Raw genomic sequence first — 18,345 nt, forward strand, 5'->3', positions numbered from 1 at the left:
GGGCGCATGCCAAATCAGCTCCGGACACGCAGATAGAAAGACCACTCTTCTCACTGTAACAGGTCGCGACCCTACAAAGCACCGGGTTGCAACACCTGACCGCCGCGAATTGCAGCGGGATGCAACAGCTTGCAACACGTTCAATCCGCGAAATTCGGGCATGATTGGCCCGGTCCATTATGGACCTCCGTTCGATGGAATTTCGCATGTCTCTCTTCGCCCGCAGAGCTGTTCCAAGCGCCGGTCTGGTCGCCGCGGCAGCCCGTTACGTGTTGGCTGTGACGTCGGGCTTAAGCCTGTGGCACTGGTGGGCACGGCGGCTCATCACAGGGGCCGCTACGGCGATGCGCAGAGTTATTCCGCCCGTGCCGTCCTGATGCGGCCGGACGACTCCTGCGACATACACCTGATCGGTTTGTCGGGCACGGTCATCTCTCCCAACAGCAACCTGCCGAGCCCTCTCGGCCGGCTGCAAACGGGCGCCGGTTTAACCCGTCCCCGCAAGGATTAAGCCCGACTGTCCTGGCCGGGCGTGCCACACGATCAGAGCGAAATCCTCAAAGACCTTGTGTTGCCTTTAGCTTCTCCCGACGTCTTTTTCCTCCACACAAAGGATAATCCCATGCGTAAAACCCATCTACTGTCGGCATGCGGCCTCATTACGCTCATCCTGGCCGCTGGCGCCGCCTATGCCCTACCGCCGGGATACAACCGCAACTTGGCGCGCCAACAATTGGCTAACATGGCGCAGGTTGCCTATGCCAAGAAAATGGTCACTCTTCAGGAAGCCCAGTCGATGGGCGTGCGTCTTGCAACCAGCGACCGCTTCGTCGACGACCATGTTAACGAAATGCAACGAGTCGGCGTGGATCTCGGTACACCCCTTCTCGGAACAAGCGGGGCCGGGGTTTTGGACGCCATCACCGCAGCGCAGGCCGCTGTCAGCGGAAGACGTACCGGTGTCTCGACGACCGTAACTCCCGGAGTTGCCGGCCCGACGCAACGCGCCGACGCCCAGACCACGGTGACCAATGCCCAGAACACGTTGACCGGGTCTCGCAACGTAACTGCACCTGCCTTGACCTCGGTCACCGAACGGACGCGCACCCCCGGGCGCGACAACTCGATGATTTCCGATGTCGATAATCCCGGCATCTGGGACTGGTTGACGAAGTCCGATGCCGACATGCAGGCCGAATGGGACAAAAAGTATGGCCCTAAGCCGCCTTGTGGCGACGATGGCGACGTCATGTGTGGTTATAGATTCACCGGTGGCGGGGCCAGCCGGCCGAACCCAGAGGGCAACCCGCGCCGAGCGCTGCCGACTGACTTGACTGCCAATGATGTGAAAAATCCCCGTAACGGCAGCCATGTCACAAACCCAGCGCCGGATGATGGTACGGGTGCAACGGCGGGCGTGGACCGAACAGCTCCGATCCCGACCCTCCCTGGTGGTGGCGTAGTCAATCCTGGCGGTCCTGAGAATGTTCGCACGCCGGTTAAGGTAGATGGCAAGGTGCCGATCATCGACAACACCAATGTCATTAATCCCGACCGCTCAAACGGCAACCCGACCGAACCTGGCCAAGCCGGCGGTGGCGCTCAGGGCAATGTCGGGACCCCGGGCGGCAAAAAGAACGAGTAGGTCTAAGGGAGTGGCTCGCCGTCGGGATGTCGATCATCCCGACGCGGGTCCCTTACATAGGTGCGAGGAAGGCTGTTTGGGCGGGCTTTGCAAAGGTGAAGAAATGGGTCTCCCATGCAGAATTTGTTGTGCTTCATAGGGGGCCGACTGAAACAAGGATGAAACCGAAGTCAGCATGCACGAAAGTAAAGGATTGCGCGCATAACTGACGGTGTTGTGAGCCTGTTTCCTATAGCGGGGCCATGAGGGCGCAGACGATCGGTGGATACCCGTTTAGCCGGAGCCTCCAGCGGCAAAAAATCCGGCGCTAGCTTTGAGTGGGGAGGTTGGTGGGTCATGGGTTGGAAAGTCGTTGCAATAATGACTTTGCGTGGCATGCTCGCCCCAACCGTCCCATTCGGGATCGGACTGGCGAAAAGCCGTTAATAGTTTTTGCGTCGTCACCACTATCTTAGAGATGCCTGCATGATACGTCCTTCCCTTCGTTCCCTTGGTCTCACGGCTTTTGCATCGATCCTCGCGATGACCACCGCGCTTGGGCATGTTCAAGTCATGGCTGCGCCTGTGGAAATAAAGGCCGCGCCGGTGAGCGAACTGGTCAAGGCGGTGAACATTCCCTACTCGGCTTTCACGCTGAAAAACGGACTGCGTGTGATCGTACATACAGATCGCAAGGCCCCCGTCGTTGCTGTATCTGTATGGTATAACGTCGGTTCAAAACATGAACCGAAAGGAAAGACCGGCTTCGCGCACTTGTTTGAACACCTGATGTTCAACGGCTCTGAAAACGCTTCAGGTGATTTTTTCGAACCCCTCCAGCAGGTCGGCGCGACGGATTTCAACGGCACCACTTGGTTCGACCGCACCAACTACTTTGAAACCGTTCCAACGCCCGCGCTTGATGTGGCTCTCTTTCTGGAAAGCGACCGCATGGGTCATCTTTTGGGTGCGGTCACCCAGGAGAAACTCGATAACCAGCGTGGCGTTGTTCAGAACGAAAAGAGGCAGGGCGATAACCAGCCCTATGGTTTGGTCGAATATGCTCAACTGGAAGGGTTGCTTCCCGAAGGTCATCCCTATCATCACTCTACGATCGGTTCGATGGCTGATCTGGACAGCGCCAGTCTTGAAGATGTGAAGAATTGGTTCCGCGCCAGCTATGGCCCGAACAATGCTGTGCTGGTTCTGGCCGGCGATATCGACGAGGCCACCGCCAAAGCCAAGGTCGAAAAATGGTTTGGCGATATTCCCAAAGGCGCCGCAGTTGCTCCGGTCAAGGTTGACATCCCTACCCTCAGCGCCCGCAAGGACATGGTAATGAAGGATCGCGTCGCCCAGACGCGACTTTACCGTTACTGGGCGGTTCCGGGCCTCGACAGCGCCGACCGTATCCCGCTTGATATGGCAGCGGGTGTTCTGGGCGGTCTGTCCAGCTCGCGCCTCGACAATATTCTGGTCCGCGACGAACAACTGGCTGTGCGCGTCAGCGCCGAGCTTCAGACTTTTGCGCAACTTTCCTTCTTCGAAATCAGCGTCGATGTGAAGCCGGGCGTTGATGCGGAGGTAGTATCCAAGCGCCTTGACGCAATCGTTGCTGATTATATCGCTAAGGGGCCAACGGCCGACGAAGTTGCACGTGTGGCCACTCGACATATCGCCAGCACCATTAACGGATTGGAATCGGTGGGTGGTTTCAGCGGTAAGGCGACGCAACTCGCCGAAGGGGCGCTTTATCTCAATGATCCTGAGGCTTATAAAAAAGAGCTAGACGCCTTTGCGACCACATCTCCCGCTCAGGTCACCAGAGCAATGGGTAAGTGGCTGACGCGTCCGGTCTTTGCCATATCTGTCGTACCAGGACCTCGCGATGCTTATAAGGAAGCCGGTAGCGCGGGCGGCCAGCGCGCTGGGATCACCTCCGGTCCGGCACTTTATCTCGATGCCGCCGAAGCCGATGCAATCGCGGCGGGTGCGCCGCTTACTGCCGTTGACCGCAGCCAGTTGCCACCAGTTGGCGATATCACGAACATCGACTTCCCAGCGGTGGAAACCATAACCCTCTCGAACGGCGTGAAGGTCCACTTTGCCCGTCGCACCGCCGTGCCGGTCGTACGTTTGTCTTTGTCTTTCAACGCCGGTCACGCTTCGGACGGCAAGGGTCGTCTGGGAGTGCACTCGTTGATGCTGGCGGCCATGGACGAAGGCACCAAGACCCTTTCGGACGTGGAGATTGCGGAGGCGCAGGAACGTCTGGGGGCCTCGATCACACTGAGCGGCAGCATGGACCGCACGGTCGTCGGCCTGTCGGCCTTGAGCGCCAATCTCGACCCGTCGCTCGATCTTCTTGCCGATATCGTCAAGAACCCTTCTTTTGACGAGAAGGCTGTTACCCGGGTACGCAACCAGCGCCTGGCGGCCATTGCGCAGGAGCTGACCCAGCCTCAGGCCATTGCGTCGCGCACCCTCTCTTCGGCGATTTTTGGTGTCGACCACCCTTATGGTCGTCCTTCATCGGGCAATGGTACGGCGGACGTCGTATCCACCCTTTCACCTGCGGATCTTTCGGCCTTTCACGACGCGTGGATTCGTCCGGACAAGCTGGAAATCTTCGTTGTTGGGGATACGACGCTCGCCGACATAAAGGCAAAGCTTGAAACCCGGTTCGGCCAGTGGAAGGCCCCCGCCACTGCTGCCGGTCAGAAAAGTTTTACTTCGGCCATCCCCTTAGCCACGCCGCGGATCATTCTCGTCAATCGCCCGCAATCGCCGCAGTCGGTGATCTATGCCGGTGAGGTGCTCAAGGCAAGCGGTATGGACGACCTCCTGACCCTTACGCAGGCCAATGAAGTATTGGGGGGCAGCTTCCTGTCGCGTATTAACATGGACCTGCGTGAAACTAAGGGGTGGTCCTATGGTGTGCGCTCGGCCATCAACCGCTATGAAAACCAGGTACCATTCATGGTCATCGCCCCGGTTCAGGCTGACCGTACGGGCGACTCTATCACTGCCTTACGTACTCAGATGGCGGAATTTCTGGGCGCGAAGGGTGTAACGCCAGAAGAGCTCAAACTGACCATAAACGGCAGCGTGCGTGAGCTGGCGGGAAGTTTTGAAACCTCTGAGGCCGTACTGGGCCAGATACGTAGCGATGCGCTCTATAAGCGCCCCTTCGACTATATCGAAACCGTCGCAGGCAAGTTGGGAGGGCTCGACGCCAAGGCGCTGGACAGTTCGGCGCGTAACCTTATCCAGCCGGATAAGTTGGTCTGGGTCGTGGTGGGCGATAAGGAGAAGGTCCTGCCTCAATTGACGGGCCTTGGGCTGCCCATCGAAGTCGTTGATGCCCCCAAATAAGCCTTGAGGACCATGAGAGCGGAATGGCTTTTTGGGACCCATTCCGCTTTCCGTGACCGTTTGGCGGGTGGCGTAACACGGCCCATTGAATTGCGCGTTAAGCCGTTCGCGGATAGCCGGGTGAACCTCCCGGGATTTGCCTAAAGCCCTAACTCGTCAGTAGAAATGGCTAGAAAAACAAGACGGCGAATAAATTTTCCCCGAGGTAGGTGAGCCGTCTGCGCGGATGGTTCTGGTTTGCGAGCCGATTTTCCATCGAGATGGACAACGATCTTGTCGGTGGCTCAGGAGACTGGCCGCACGTAACTTCGAAGCCGTGGAGTTTATAGCCTTTGAGTAACCGACTGGTTCAATAACCGAAGACTGTTTTAGCCTGCAGGCAACAAACCGCCCGCTGAGGCCTGACAAATGTCCTCCCCCACTTTCGATACCCAAGAGATGGCAGCAAAACTTTTGTAAACCGGCCTCCAGCAAATCCGAGCCGGTTTAAGTGGCATTCACGGCTTCGCAGAGATAGCGGCGTATAACAATCCCCCTTTTTGCGAAGACGGATCATGTGCTTTTTGGCTAACTCGCTGACCGGCCGATTTCAGTGCAACCCGAAACGGCCCAGAGATAGTGATGGTTGGATGGCCTGCCCTATCTGATTAGGGGTCTTCGGATTTGCAATCCGCCGCGTCAGTATCTCCGCCACAGGCCAATTGTTGAGATACGGTTTTTTGCTTCGGTAAGCGACTCGGCACATCCCCGGCGCGAAAAATGAACTTTGTTTAGAGCGGGCCACGAACCCCTTGCGGTCAAACTGCGACGTTGGTGATTTATTACATGGCCCAGTAACAAGGACTACTTATCCTTTGAAACGGTCGACAGCGGTCAATCGCCGCGACGTGAGGTCAACATCACTGCGGTTATAAATCTCCGCTTCGAGATATTTGATCTCAGAATCAAAGAGCTCTGCATCAACCTCCGTCCACCAGGCCTTGGGCGTCGCCCCTTCCCCACCAGACCAACGGTAGCCTCTGGCTTTTAAGACGTCCTTTTTATCGAAGGGGCTATATTCTGCCCAAATCCGGACTCGCTCGCGTTGGCTCGCCCGATAAAGTTCGGCAAAAGGCGTCAGTTCATGAAGGCCCGGTTGCAACAAAACTTCCAGTAAGGCGAAACAGTCGTCGACTGCCCGGTGTCCGTTATGAAAAAAGCCAGCTTGATTGATGAGATAGCCAAGTTTCGTCCCTTCGAAACCACGACCTTTCCAATCCACTTCCTCGTTGGAGCACGCCCACGGTTTTGACGCGAAGACATGGGACAAGCGCTCACAAAATGGTCTGTCAAAGCCTGCATTGTGCGCGATGATCAGGTCGGCTGGAAGAACAATCCGTTCCAAGGCATCGAGATTGATCGAGCGTCCTCTTACCATCTCATCGGTAATTCCGGTTAAAGCTGTAATCTCTGACGGAATAGGTCGAGATGGTTGATGCAGAGAGCTGTAGACGTCGATTACGTCGCCGACCTGACCTTCGGGATTAAACCGAAAGGCAATAACCCCGATCTCTATGACTTCGTCCTCGCCTTTGTTCAGACCCGTGGTCTCAGTGTCGACGATTGCGCCAATGAGAGGGAATCCGGGTCGAGGCGACTCGCAAACGTCACGAGGCCGAATCTGTCGTAATATTCGGTATCGTCCCGTCATTTCCAAATGTCGAGCTATGTCATCTTCAGAGACATCCTTCAAACCCAGACGTTTTGAAGTCGCTTTGGGCTTGCGGACTGGTTTGGTTACGGGCGCATTGGAGGGGACGCCAAACATGTCGAGTTGAGAAGCCATCGGTGTAGTTTATCGGATTCTCGCTTCATTTGCCCAAAAAATGATGCGTCCAAACCGGCGAGCTCTGAGGTTACAAAAACTTAATTTCGCACATCTGCACCCGGCTGTTAGTCAAATGCGTTCGTATCAAAGTATACGGTCCCAAAACGGATTTTCTGAATGCGTCCTTTTCTGCGCGCCCTGGCGGTCACGACCTGCCTCGTAACGGCCCCTCTCGCCCTTTCTGTAGCGACCCCAAGTGCGGCTGTCGCCGCCGACTACCCCGAAGGTCGCCTACCCGATACGGCTAAGCCCTCAGCTTATCGGCTCAGCCTGACCATTATTCCTTCGAAGGAGCGTTTCTCAGGTCATACCGAGATCGATGTGGACCTTAAGACGGGGGTTGCGTCGCTATTCATGCATGGCCGCGACCTTACCGTGACCAAAGCTGTTGCTGTTCAAAACGGCAAAGCGATCGAGGCTGTCTGGACCCAGGTCGATCCGTTGGGTGTTGCCCGCGTCGACTTCAAGGCGCCGCTGCAGGCGGGCAAGGTAACGCTGAAATTCGACTACGATGCGCCTTTCGGAGATGGCCCTGCCGGGCTCTATCGCGTCAAGGTCGGCGACGATTGGTACGCCTGGACGCAGTTTGAGTCCATTGATGCGCGCGCTGCCTTTCCGTCCTTCGATGAACCGGGCTTTAAGACCCCCTACTCCGTCAGCATCACCACGGAACCGGGCCTTGTAGTAGCGAGCAATGCGCCCGAAAAAGATAGCGTCAAATCGGGCAATCTCGTCACCCACAACTTCATCCCGACCAAACCCCTGCCCTCCTATCTGGTAGCCATGGTCGTCGGACCCTTCGCGGTAGCCGAAGGCGTCGCACCGCCGACGCCACAGCGTTCGTGGCCTTTGCCGATACGCATCATCGCGACCAAGCCTAACAAGGACAAGCTCAACTACGCTCTGACGGAAACGCCGTCGATCGTCGCTCATTTGGAATCTTATTTTAACCAGCCCTTCCCCTACCCCAAGCTGGACCAGATCGGCTCTCCCATCATGCCGGGCGCAATGGAAAACGCCGGGGCGGACATCTATGGCGACACGATCCTGTTGCTGGATGATGGTGCGCCGACCAGCCAGAGAAAAACCTTCGGGATGGTGGTCGCCCATGAGCTGTCGCACCAGTGGTTTGGCGACTACGTGACCCCGGCGTGGTGGGACGATATCTGGCTGAATGAAAGTTTCGCCAACTGGATGGGCTTCCGTATCGGAAACGAATGGCGCCCTGAACTCAATATTGGCGTGGGCGGTCTGGCCGAAGGATTCAGCGCCATGCCCACTGATGCCATGAAGGTGGGGCGCCCCATTCATGAGAAGATCACCAAAAACGGCGATATCGACTCCGCTTTTGACGGTATTACCTACGGTAAGGGCGGTCAGGTCATTGCCATGATTGCTGCCTATCTGGGCGACAACAACTTCCGCGAAGGCGTGCGTCTTCACATGTCACGTCACCCCTACGGCAACGCCACGACCGAAGAATTCTTCGGTGCTCTGGCCGATGCGGCTAAGGACCCACGCGTGTTGGAGTCGATGAAGAGCTTTATCAACCAACAAGGCGTACCGGTTGTCGATATTGTTCGCAAAGATGGTCGCCTTATTGGCACCCAGTCGCGCTACAGCTACTACGGCAGCACCCTGACGCCCCAGTCTTGGATCATCCCGGTCTGTCTGCGCGAAGGGTCAGAGCGCAACTGCACGCTTATGGACAAGACGACTGTGGATCTGGGTGCGGCGAAACCTGGCGCCATCATCCCCAACGCGGGCGGCACGGGCTATTATCGCTTCTCGCTGACCCCCAGCGACTGGGACGCGCTGCTGGCCACCGGAGCGACCCTGCCCGCCGCCGAAGGTATTGCCGCCATCGACAGCCTTTGGGCGCAGTTTGAGGCCGGTAAACTGCCTGCCGCAGAGCTGATCACCGCGGCCAAGGCTCTGGCCGACAATCCGGACTCCAGCGTCGCCATCGGCGCGGGCGAACGCCTGACAGGCCTGTGGGGCGACGGAATGGTGGCCAGCGAAACCGAAGCCAAATACCGTGGGGTCATCGGAGGCATCTATGGCCCACGTCTGGGCGCCATGGGCTTTAACCCGGCCAATGGGGCCTACAAGGCCGAAGCCGCAGAGCTTCAGTCGCGTCGCCGTGGCCTTGTTAGCCTGCTCGCCGGAAGTGCCAAAGACACGTCTGTCCGCAAAACCCTGCTCGACGCTGCGACGGCCTATCTAAATGGCAACACCAATGCGCTAGACCAGACCTATCTAGGCAGCGGCCTCAGCATCTACGTTCAGGAAGGTGGCCTGCCCGCCGCAAAAGCGATGTTTGAACGCGCCGTCACTTCGACGCAGGAAGGTTTCCGTGGCCGGGCGCTGGGCGCGGTCACGGCCGGCGCCAAGCTTGATACGGCGGATTGGGTTCTAAATACCGCCATGAATGACAAGCGGCTGCGTAATTCCGAAAAGATCAGCCTCCTGGGGGGACTGTTCTATAGCCGCGAGACGCGCGACACGGCCTTTACCTGGCTGAAAGCCAACTATGCGTCCTTCTCTGCTGGCGCGGGCATTTTCAGCGCTGGCCGCATTGCCTCGCTGCCCGGTGTCTATTGCGACGCCGCCAAGGCAGACGAGATCGACGCCCTGATGCGGCCGAAGGTGATCGCCGCCGGTCGGGGAGAGTTGTCCTTCAACCGCACGCTGGAGACGATGAAAACCTGTAGCGCGTTGAAAGCGGCCAAATCGGCTGAGGTCAATCAGGCGTTTATCGACGCCAAGTGACCCGTCCAGTCTCCGCTTATGCTGGATCGTGTGCGGAGACCTGCGTTGAAGCGATGCGCGTGCCTGGTTCTATTAGACCGGGCACGCGTCCGCAACTTGAGCGCTGCTGGTCAGCCACTTGCCAACCACCCCCACCGTGACCCAAAGCGGGCTCTCTGGCGTTTTCGTTTTTGATGTCTAGGAATTTGGGAGCAGCGCTCTGGACGCGTTGGCCCCGTTGGCCCATTTTGCCATAATGAGCGTTTAAACCGGGCTTTCAAATTCATTATAAAGCGCGGTCAATTTAGGCATCGCTCGGGCGATGCTGACTAGGGCACTCCTTACATGAGGAGTGCTCCAATGTTCGAAACCCCACAAAAGCTCTGGTCGGGTGCCCCGGCGTGGTCAGCGCGCGCAGGCGCAGTTACGACGACCTTTCTCACATCAGGCATAAGCGCGGATGTTGTTATCGTAGGTGCGGGCATAACGGGGGCTTTACTCGCGTCCGCACTAAGTGAAGCGGGGCTGGAGGTGGTCATCATTGACCAACGGCCGCCGTTGCAGGGATCTATTCGTGCGAGCACTGCGCTTTTGCAATACGATCTCGATCAGCCCTTATTGAAATTGACGGCACAGATAGGCTGTGACAGCGCCGTTCAGGCTTGGCAGAGATCACGCCTAGCGCTCGACAGTCTTTACGGCAGGATAAATCATCTCGGAATTGAGTGCGACTTACGCCATCGACCCTCGCTTTTACTTGCGGGCAACCTCCTGTCCGCGGCGGAGATGGATGATGAAGTAAGGCTACGTCGCGCAGCGGGTCTATACTGTTCGCTACTGTCCTCAGAGGCGCTGTCGCGCGAATTTGAGTTTAGGCACACTGCAGCGATCCATTGCCAGGGCAATTTTACGGCTGATCCAATTCTTCTCACCTTAGGCTTCTTAGCGCACGCCCAATCATTAGGGGCGCAAATTGTCGCCCCGGAGAAGGTCGTGGAGGTGGTACCTGGCAATCGGGTGCTCGTGAAAACAAGTTCTTTTGACGTAAGCTGCCGGTATGTCGTTTATGCAACCGGATATCACGTTGACCCTGAACTTCTGCCTGAAAACAGTTCTCTGGTTGGAACCTATGTTATGGTCACAAAGCCCCAGCCAGAGCGGCTTTGGCGACACGAGTCTCTTATCGCAGAAGCGTCCTCTCCTTATTTCTATGCCAGAACAACTTCCGACGGGCGGATAATGTGCGGCGGGGAAGATGAAATCTGGCATGGCAAAGATCATTGCGAGGCGAAACTTTCCGCAAAGACTAAAGTTCTCGAGGAAAAGCTGAGTCAATTGTTCCCTCAGGCCGATGCAACCGCCGAGACATCGTGGTGCGGCGCCTTCGGGAACAGCGTCACTGGACTTCCGACAATAGGTCCAATCCCAGGTCGTCAAAACTGCTACGGGGTATTTGCGTTTGGAGGCAACGGAATCACCTTTGCGGCCATGGCGGCAGATCTGATAACTGCGCGTCTTACGGGTGTCACGTGCCCCAATGACAGCCTCTTCGGGTATACCATTAGGCGTTAACCGAGATCGCAAACAGAAACGGCTCAAAAGCCATTCCGATGTCCGCACAAAAGCTAAAATCACCTTTCAGGGGCCAATAATCTGGAAGCCGCGAACGAGACGGCCCTTCAATCCATAGGGAATGCCGCATTTTGCCCCGCAACCGTGTGCCATTCACGTACCTGCCATGATTCAACCAGTCCATTGATCACGTAGGGATCTGCCAGCGCAAACCGGTGGACCACGTCCGCTGTCTGCGCTGAGAACAGCAAGACCCCCGTGTCTACTGGATCAACAAGTGCTCCCCCTAGAAGAAGGTTTCCTTCAGCGGATGCAGCCCTCGCTAACTTCAGGTGCTCAACTCGGAATGCCTCACGTTTAGTTGGGTAATCTGAATGATATCTGTAGAATAGCAAAAAATGTTTCACACGCTTTTTCCAGTGCAAAATTTTATTATAGTCATAAAATTAGGTATTTTCTTTATGGGTAATGCTGAATTTCTACAAAAATTTAAAACAAGAAAATAATGCCATTTCCAAAGAGCGTCATTATTGTGACGATAGTCGCCACTGTTGCATAAACTAACGCTCGCCTCCATAGGCCGCTATCAATTTTGGAAACGCTCATTTCATAGTCTGCAGGCGTAATCTCGCCATTTCTTAAGTCGCGAATGAGGACAGACTTGGCTTTTTGGCGTTTCATTGAGTGGACTATGAACACAATCATCATGACGAGTAGGGCGATCCCTAACTGCTCGCCCGGATTCGAAATCAAAGCAAAATCTTGCATTTTGGCGACCCTTCATTACATAAATTGTGCGAGGCGACGGTGTCTTTACGTGATATAGAGGCTTTGATATTGCCGATCAGATGCATGCTGATACATTAAATTTTAGCAATAAAACTCCTCTTTTGTAAAACACAAGCATTATAAGCCCTTGAGAAGACAAAACCTGTCGCCATTTTTCCTGCGAGACAAAGAATTTCTTCTCCAAATGAAGGGAAGAGAGCAAATAGAACAAATTTGGCTCATCTACAGGGGTGATGCGTGCGACTAATTTCCGCCGATCTTGCTGCCGCGAACGGCGACTGACCCGGTTTCTTTGACCTCAACGGTTTTGGCGAGCACATGAATGTCGACGCCACGAAGGTCAATACTGCCATCTTTTTTCATCGTCATTGAAGACTGTCCAACTGTCAAACGCAGCTGATCACTCGCCGATAACTCTAGGTTTCGCTCCGAAGGATCAGGAAGACGTCTCTCGAGCGCTGATAGGCGCGCTTCGAGCGCCGCGACGCGTGACGCCTCGCCTTGCGCCCAAACCGGGACCACCAGACCTAGAAGAAGGCCTAAGCTGAGCCCACCTGCAAACCCTGCTACTTTCATTGTGACCTCCAGATGCGATAAATGATCATGCAGCCGGTTAGAGAGAAAGTCAGGCTTTTTCGGGCGAGTGAGTACGAAAACAGGTTTTGATGAGCTCCCGCTGAACCCAGGCCCAAAGGCGGGCGTCAGCCCTCAAAGCTATTGCGCACTTCGGGACTAGCATCCGTTCCGTCTGACTGCATGTCGCTGTCAGCAAACAAGCGATAAGGCAGTTCACCGCTAAAGAGGCCTTCGCTGCAATGATAGAGCCCCGGCGTTGCCCTGGGTCCACTGCGCCACCGGTTGCCCGTCCGCTTTTAGCCGGTAGAAACGATAGCTCCGCTGGACCATTGCGACCGATCTCTAAAGTCAGCCACTCCTTAGTGCCGTTGTCATTGGCCCTCGGGTGGCCAATAGACTAATCCGGGCGCCTCATTGATAAACACGTCGAGCACGCCGTCGGCGACTTTGATCGGTCCCTCAGGACGGGTCGCGCCCGGAATAGAGCGCAGTTTTGAGGCCTCTTCTGACAAAGCTTGCGCCGCCGCGAAGCGATCCATGGCCGTTCGGTTATCGGTTGCCTGAAGCCCATCGACCGTCAGACGCAAAGCCTTGCCCCACAGGGCGGTTGCCGTAAGCCACGGAGCTGCCTCTTCGACAAAGCCTTTGTCGGTCACGCCGGCGCGGATGCGGTCGGGCGCGGCACTCAGATCATCTGCCCATTGCGACAGGGCGCTCAGCGCCGCCCGACGCTCTGCCATATCTGTCCCCGCCAACGCATCTCGCACGCGGTTGATAACGGCTTTAAGGCGCGGAGCCTGCGTCTGCCACGGCTGATTGCCGAAGGTCGGGGCCAGATGCTGGGTATCGAAAAAGGTCAGTAGTGCCTGCGTTACCTGCGCGTCATTCCCGGCCAGGTCACGCGCCGCGGCCCGCCAGGTGCGCTCAGCCTCATAGGCCTGATCATTCCACGCAAAGGCTACCAATCCCATTACGGCCGGGCGGCTGGCCACCTCTTGATTCATCGGGTTGGAGACAATGCCACTCAGTTCGGCCGACAGACCGGCCTCACGCCGCGCATAGGGGGCCATCAGCAAACGTCCGGCAGACTCACCGAAATCATTAACAGGGTAATTGTCCCACAAAAGCGTCTTGCGTCCGAAGGCCTTGGTAGCATTTCGCGCATCGGCCACTGAAATTGACGGCGGCACGGTGTCCGTGCCCGTCCACTGGATAACCACGCGCGGATCAAGCGCGGCAGCCAGCGCCGTCTTATAGGGTGAAACCTTGGCGTCGTAATATTCGGTTGGCACCATAATGAGTTCGCCGTGCCCGCTGGCGGCCAGATCGGCCTGAACGGCGTTCAGGAGGCTGGCCTGGGCCTTCGCCGCCGCTACGTCGCCGGACGGCCCAAAGGCCGCTTCGTCGGCCGCACAGTTCCATTTTTTATACTCAATATCATCGAGCGCCACGTAGAAGCTGCGCACCCCTACGCTACGCAGGGCGGCAAACTTGGCGCGGATGTGCGCCAGATCGGCCGGATCGCTGTAGCAGATGGACGGCCCCGGTGAGACGGCATAGACGAAGTTGACATGGTGTCGGTTGGCCTGTGCGACGAGCCCGCCCAAGTCTTTCAACGTCTCAACCGGGTACGGTTCGCGCCACTTGTCGCGCGCATAGATGTCGTCCTTGGGGCTGTAGATATAGGTGTTGGCCTTAAGGCCCGACAGAAAGGCGATATGGGCAGCGCGCTGCGCCATGCTCCACGGTTTGCCGTAAAAGCCTTCGATAGTGCCGCGCACTGGCATGGACGGATAATCACTTATCGTCAGCGCCGGGAGGCGACCCTGCGCAATCAACTGCTTCAGGCTCTGGGCGCCGTAATAGAGGCCGTCGCCATCTGCACCCGCCAGCACAATCAAAGCCCCGGAGGCTTGCTGACGGGTGGTCAGTAGATAGGATTCGGGACGTGTGGGAACCGCCCCACCTGTCACGCTGAGCGCCGCCTTGACCTCGGCGTCGTTGACCGTGCCGATCACCGCATAGTCGCCGGTAAAGCGCTTCGGCAGGCGTTTGACCACGCGGACCATTTGGACCCCTGCCGTTGTCAGGGCGATGCGCACCAGCGTTTCGGTTTCGGCATCAACCTTGTCGCCCTTTACTAGAAGCAAAGACCTCCCTGGCTTCAGATCGGGCCCGGTCAGGGTGAGGGACTGGGGTGCGGGATAGAGGGCCGGCGCCGTCGCTATCGGCTGCGCCTGTGCAGCCACAGCACTCACACATATCAGCGCGCTGAGAACACAGACAAACCAGCCCCAGAGCATCCAGTGCGAGTGATGGGGTGACTTCAATCCCATTGGCAGGTCCTTCAAAGGTAATGCAGAGGTTCTATATAGGTATTGGATATAGACGAACTTGTCGCCTGTCCATAGCCTGCACCTTTGCCAGGAGGGATTAGCGACTCGAGATGCAATCATTCCGCCTTACCCGCGAAGGGCACGACCGCACGACGGTGTGCCGCCGCGATTCAAAGCCGCTACTGGATGCGTCCGGAGACAAGAGACATTTGGGACCCCGAGGCCAAGTCAGCCCAGTTCGGCGATCACGTCGTAGGCCTCGCCGTGGTAATAGCACTGGCTGAATTCCACGGCGGTGCCGTTGGAGAGGAAGCCGCGGCGCTCGATAAACAGGCCGCAGGCGCCCGTTTGTACACCCAACAACTCGGAATGCGCCTCGCTCAGGGGCGCGGCACGCAGGCGTTGCAGGGCTCGCGCCGGCCGGCTGCCGGCAACCGCCATCGCTTCATATAGGGACTCCTCCACCACATCGACCGATGGGAGGAACTGCGCCGGGACGACCACAAACTCCAGACACACGCGCACACCGTCGGCGCATCTGATGCGGTGAAGGCGGTGGACCTGCGAGCCAGGCGAAAGGCCCAGCGCCAGCGCTTCTTCCGGAGTCGTCATGCTGGTGGTCTTTTTCAGCCAGATACTGGACGGCTTATAACCGCGTGAGCGGATATCTTCGGAAAACGAAGTGAGGATCGAAAAGTTCTTTTCGACCCGCGTAATCGCCGGGGTTGACACATAGGTGCCGGACCCGCGCGTGCGGGTCAGAAGCCCCTCTTCGACCAGCCCCTCCACGGCCTTACGCACGGTGATGCGCGAAACCCCGTAGAGTACGCACAGTTCGCGCTCCGGGGCGAGTGCCACCCCCGGCTTCAGCTTGCCCTCAGTGATCTCGTCACGAATAGCGTTGCGGATGAGCATATAGGCGTGGCCGCCGTCATCCTTCAGAAAAGCAGAGCGCAGAGCTGACTTATTCATGTCACTTCCAGTATTTCCCCTGACATTTCATGTGGGGCTTCTGGCTTTCAGTCAATTGGAAGTTTGCATTTTCGAGCATTGCGCGTACGCCTCCACACCCCAAAAAGCGAGGCGGGAGGTAGTGATATCCGACGCTCCAGGATTGGACGATACATATTAAATACATTTTACTCGCCAAAACCTTCAACTGTTCCTGTGGGTCAGCGATCACCTCACACTTTCAGTGCTTACCGTTTTTCGAGAGGCAGAAGCAAGTCAAACCCTTACATTTTCAGCATTGAAAGCGAAAAAATCCGGACACTGACTTAAGGAAATTGGGACACGGACTTAAGGCTTGCAATTGCATCCGGCTGAATTAGGGTGGGACCAATTATGAACCAAAGAGGCAAATTGGCCATGATGATGGATCGCCGTACCCTGTCCCTGTCTGTTTTCGCCGGTCTGGTTGGCGGTCCCTCCCTGGCGCGCACGGCCAAAGGCCCAGTGCCCTTCGGGGCAACTCCGTCGGCGCGTCAATATGACTGGCAGCGGCTCGAAACCTATGGCTTCATGCATTACACTATGAACGCCTTCACCGATCGCGAATGGGGTTATGGCGACGAGCCAGTTGGCCTGTTCAACCCCACCGATTTCAGTGCCGATCAGATCGTACTGGCGGCGAAGGGGGGCGGTCTTAAGGGCATAATTCTGACGGCCAAGCACCATGACGGCTTTTGTCTGTGGCCCAGCCGTTACACCGAGCATTCTGTCAAGTTCAGCCCCTACAAGAACGGCAAGGGCGACATCGTCGGCGAAATGGCCGAAGCCTGTCGCAAGCACGGTCTGAAGTTCGGTGTCTATCTGTCGCCGTGGGACCGCAACCACGCCGAATATGGCCGCCCGGCCTATGTCGAATACTATCATAATCAGCTCGAAGAACTGACGACGCAGTACGGCCCGCTGTTTGAGGTGTGGTTCGACGGCGCCAATGGCGGTGACGGCTATTACGGCGGCGCGCGTGAACGGCGCAAGATTGACGCCCTCACCTATTACGGCTGGGACACCGTCCGCGCCATTGTCCGCAAGAACCAGCCGCACGCCGTCATGTTTGCCGATGAGCATATGGATGTGCGCTGGGTCGGCAATGAGCATGGTCAGGCCGGTGATCCCTGCTGGCCCACGGTCGATGAAACCCCATACACCATGGCCAAAGGCAATGCTGGTGTGCGCGGCGGCAAGATCTGGAACCCGGCGGAGACCAATACCTCAATCCGGCCCGGCTGGTTCTGGCATGCCGATGAGTCTCCGCGCACCCCTGCCAATCTGACACGCGTTTATTTCGAGTCGGTGGGGCGCGGCACGACGCTGCTGCTCAACCTCGCCCCCGACCGTCGCGGCCGCGTGCCCGATGCCGATGTGGCCTCACTCAGTGGCTGGAAAGCCATTCTGGACAAGACCTTTGCCCGCAATCTGGCCACCGGGGCCAAGGTGACGGCCTCATCGACCTATGGCGAGGGTTTCGGCCCGGCGCAGGCCCTGAAAGCCAATGGTTTCTGGGCGGCGCGCACCTCGGACAAGGCGGGAGCATGGATCCGTTTTGACCTGCCCAAGGCCCAGACCTTTGACGTCATCCGCACCGCCGAGGATATACGCAAGGGCGTGCGCGTCGACGATTTCGCCATCGACATCCTCGAAAGCGGCCGCTGGCGCACCCTGCAAATCCACACCTATATCGGCTACAAGCGCTTGACGCGCCTGTCGGCGCCCGTGACGACACGTGCCGTGCGTATCCGCATCCTCAAGGCTGCTGCCTCGCCCGTTCTCGGCGATTTCGGCCTGTTCCTGATGCCGCCCGTGCTAGAGGAACCCTCGATCGGCCGTGACCGTACCGGACAGGTCAAGCTCAGCGCCGCAGAAAAGGACGTGCAGTTGTTCTACACAGTGGATGGCAGCGCCCCAACGACGGCCTCGACACTCTTTACTGCCCCCTTCCCTCTGCCAGAAGGCGGGCACGTGCAGGCTGTGGCCTTCAGCCCGGCCCGCAAGGTGTTAAGCGCGGTTTCCACGGCAAAGTTCGATGTGGCCCCCGTCGGCTGGCGCGTTGTGTCGGCCAGCAGCGATACGCCGGACGCGCTTCTCGAAGGCAAAGGTTTTGTGGGTCGCAAGGGCCAGCCTGCCGAACTGGTACTTGATCTGGGTAAGGTCTATGACCTGAAGGGCTTTACCCTGACGCCGGGCGTACAGGACATCTATCTGGACGTGAACACGGTGGCCCAGATGGGTGCCCCGGCGGGTTACATCGCCTCGGTCAGCGCCGACGGTCAGACCTTTACGCCGGTGGCCGAGGGTGAATTCTCCAATATCGCCAACAGCCGCAGCGAACAGCGCATCCGCTTCGATACATCGCACAAGGGGCGCTATCTGAAACTGGTCTTACCCCGCGCCGTGCAGGACAAGCCGACCGTAGCCTTCAGCAGCGTAGGCGTTATTACGCGGTAGCGGAA

12 protein-coding genes are annotated in these 18,345 nt (G+C 57.5%); 6 read left to right on the top strand and 6 right to left on the bottom strand.

Going from position 1 to position 18,345, the window contains the following annotated elements; translation table 11 throughout:
* Positions 1-206: 206 nt before the first annotated feature.
* The 3 genes from PQU94_RS08335 to PQU94_RS08345 all read left to right on the top strand — a co-directional run bounded on the left by PQU94_RS08335 (position 207) and on the right by PQU94_RS08345 (position 4,999).
* Positions 207-377, top strand: coding sequence for a hypothetical protein (locus tag PQU94_RS08335; RefSeq protein ID WP_272741002.1), 171 nt, complete (start codon positions 207-209; stop codon positions 375-377).
* Between the two features lie 245 nt (positions 378-622).
* On the top strand, positions 623-1,645 hold the full coding sequence (locus tag PQU94_RS08340) for a hypothetical protein (RefSeq protein ID WP_272741003.1): 1,023 nt from the start codon (positions 623-625) through the stop codon (positions 1,643-1,645).
* A 465-nt stretch (positions 1,646-2,110) separates the two neighbouring features.
* Positions 2,111-4,999, top strand: a complete 2,889-nt coding sequence (locus tag PQU94_RS08345) for a M16 family metallopeptidase (RefSeq protein ID WP_272741004.1) — start codon at positions 2,111-2,113, stop codon at positions 4,997-4,999.
* A gap of 847 nt (positions 5,000-5,846) precedes the next feature.
* On the opposite strand, the gene PQU94_RS08350 is transcribed toward PQU94_RS08345, so the two are convergent.
* Entirely contained in the window at positions 5,847-6,824 is a 978-nt protein-coding gene (locus PQU94_RS08350) for a 3'-5' exonuclease (RefSeq protein ID WP_272741005.1), read from the bottom strand.
* Between the two features lie 159 nt (positions 6,825-6,983).
* Between PQU94_RS08350 and PQU94_RS08355 the strand changes: the two genes are divergently transcribed.
* Entirely contained in the window at positions 6,984-9,638 is a 2,655-nt protein-coding gene (locus PQU94_RS08355; RefSeq protein ID WP_272741006.1) for a M1 family metallopeptidase, read from the top strand.
* Between the two features lie 339 nt (positions 9,639-9,977).
* Positions 9,978-11,189: an NAD(P)/FAD-dependent oxidoreductase gene (locus tag PQU94_RS08360; protein WP_272741007.1), complete on the top strand. Its 1,212-nt coding sequence runs from the start codon at positions 9,978-9,980 to the stop codon at positions 11,187-11,189.
* A 107-nt stretch (positions 11,190-11,296) separates the two neighbouring features.
* Here the strand turns inward: PQU94_RS08360 and PQU94_RS08365 are convergent, their stop codons facing one another.
* The 5 genes from PQU94_RS08365 to PQU94_RS08385 all read right to left on the bottom strand — a co-directional run bounded on the left by PQU94_RS08365 (position 11,297) and on the right by PQU94_RS08385 (position 15,862).
* Positions 11,297-11,596, bottom strand: a complete 300-nt coding sequence (locus tag PQU94_RS08365; protein ID WP_272741008.1) for a YciI-like protein — start codon at positions 11,594-11,596, stop codon at positions 11,297-11,299.
* Positions 11,597-11,678: 82 nt separating this feature from the next.
* Entirely contained in the window at positions 11,679-11,957 is a 279-nt protein-coding gene (locus PQU94_RS08370; RefSeq protein WP_272741009.1) for a hypothetical protein, read from the bottom strand.
* Between the two features lie 264 nt (positions 11,958-12,221).
* Positions 12,222-12,554, bottom strand: a complete 333-nt coding sequence (locus PQU94_RS08375; protein ID WP_272741010.1) for a hypothetical protein — start codon at positions 12,552-12,554, stop codon at positions 12,222-12,224.
* A 371-nt stretch (positions 12,555-12,925) separates the two neighbouring features.
* Positions 12,926-14,890 carry a glycoside hydrolase family 84 protein gene (locus tag PQU94_RS08380; protein WP_272741011.1) on the bottom strand — a complete coding sequence of 655 codons (1,965 nt, stop codon included), beginning with the start codon at positions 14,888-14,890 and terminating at the stop codon, positions 12,926-12,928.
* 228 nt (positions 14,891-15,118) lie between these two features.
* Positions 15,119-15,862, bottom strand: coding sequence for a GntR family transcriptional regulator (locus PQU94_RS08385; protein WP_272741012.1), 744 nt, complete (start codon positions 15,860-15,862; stop codon positions 15,119-15,121).
* Positions 15,863-16,258: 396 nt separating this feature from the next.
* Between PQU94_RS08385 and PQU94_RS08390 the strand changes: the two genes are divergently transcribed.
* Entirely contained in the window at positions 16,259-18,340 is a 2,082-nt protein-coding gene (locus tag PQU94_RS08390; RefSeq protein ID WP_272741013.1) for an alpha-L-fucosidase, read from the top strand.
* The last annotated feature ends 5 nt before the right edge of the window (positions 18,341-18,345 follow it).

Source organism: Asticcacaulis currens, assembly GCF_028550395.1.
Taxonomy (GTDB): domain Bacteria; phylum Pseudomonadota; class Alphaproteobacteria; order Caulobacterales; family Caulobacteraceae; genus Asticcacaulis; species Asticcacaulis currens.